Raw genomic sequence first — 472 nt, forward strand, 5'->3', positions numbered from 1 at the left:
GTGTAGTCGGTGCGAAACAGGCCGCGGCGCTGCAGGATCGGTACCACCTGTCCGACGAAATCTTCCAGACCTCCGGGCAGATACGACGGCATGATGTTGAAACCGTCGGCCGCCCCCTCGGTGAACCACAGCTCCAGGTTGTCGGCCACCTGCTCGGCGGTGCCGGCGAACGTCCGGTGCCCGCGGCCGCCGCCGAGTTTGGCGATCAGCTGCCGCACGGTCAGCGACTCACTGCTGGCGAGGTCTTTCACCAGTTGGTAGCGGCTCTTGTTGCCCTGGATCTGCTCGATGGGTGGCAGAGCGGGCAGCGGCGCGTCGAGCGCGTGCGCAGTCAGGTCCACGCCGAGCATCTGCGAGAGCTGACGCAGCGAGTACTCGGGCGAGATCAGGTCGGTGAACTGTTGCTCAAGTTCACGTGCGGCGTCTTCGGTGGGGCCGATGAACGGCACGATTCCGGGCAGGATCTTTATCT

General features: G+C 65.0%; 1 pseudogene. It reads right to left on the bottom strand.

The annotated features are described in order from the left end of the window. Positions 1 to 472 (bottom strand): annotated as a pseudogene (locus tag RM812_RS42275) (LLM class flavin-dependent oxidoreductase); the annotation flags it as partial.

Source organism: Streptomyces lancefieldiae, from assembly GCF_031845825.1.
GTDB classification, from domain to species: domain Bacteria; phylum Actinomycetota; class Actinomycetes; order Streptomycetales; family Streptomycetaceae; genus Streptomyces; species Streptomyces lancefieldiae.